General features: G+C 48.4%; 1 protein-coding gene. It reads left to right on the top strand.

The annotated features are described in order from the left end of the window. Nucleotides 1–181 precede the first annotated feature (181 nt). Nucleotides 182–820, top strand: a 639-nt coding sequence (locus BLX24_RS30790) for a glycoside hydrolase family 95 protein (protein WP_143092958.1), incomplete at its 3' end; no start/stop codon positions are given.

Here is an 820-nt window from a genome sequence, read left to right as displayed (position 1 = left end):
ACAGTTAGTTTTCTAACCTCGTAGTATAGTAAAGCCGCTATCGAACTGATTCAAAGCGGCTTTCTCTTTTCCCCCTCCTGCTTTCACCGGTTTTGTTTATCGTTTGACGCAACAAATCGGGTATATTTAACCGGATACTGCCTCTGTTTTTAAAAAGTACCCTGCTTACTTTCTTGTGGAAATGAAAAAAAAATATCTTCTGCTCCTTTTCGGACTGTGGAGTGCCGGGCTTCAGGCACAGCAGCCCGACAAAACACTTTGGTATAAACAGCCTGCCGAGCATTTTGAAGAATCCCTCGTGCTGGGGAACGGTACCCAGGGCGCGTCGGTCTTCGGAGGTGTTAACTCCGACAAAATTTATCTCAACGATGCCACCCTATGGTCGGGCGAACCGGTAAACCCAGCCATGAATCCTCAGGCGTATACGCACATTCCGGCCATCCGCGAAGCGCTCAAAAACGAAGACTACAAGCTGGCCGACCAGCTCCAGCGCAAATTACAGGGCAAATTCTCTGAGTCGTTTGCCCCTCTGGGAACGCTGTTTGTAAATGTTGCCCATCAGGGTAGTGCCACTAATTATTATCGTGAACTGAACCTGAGTAATGCCATATCCTTGGTACGATACGAGGTAGACGGGATAATCTTCACCCGTGAATACTTTATCTCAAAACCGGATGAGATTATGGTTATCCGGCTGACGGCCAGCCGGAAAGGTGCGCTTGACTTTACGGTTAAGTTCAACAGCCTCCTCAAAAACGGCGTTACAACCACCGGCAACGTATTGTCTGCCAATGGCTATGCCCCGATCAAAGCAGAACCA

The organism is Arsenicibacter rosenii (assembly GCF_001870735.1).
Taxonomy (GTDB): domain Bacteria; phylum Bacteroidota; class Bacteroidia; order Cytophagales; family Spirosomataceae; genus Arsenicibacter; species Arsenicibacter rosenii.
This window is presented reverse-complemented; position numbering and strand designations above follow the sequence as displayed.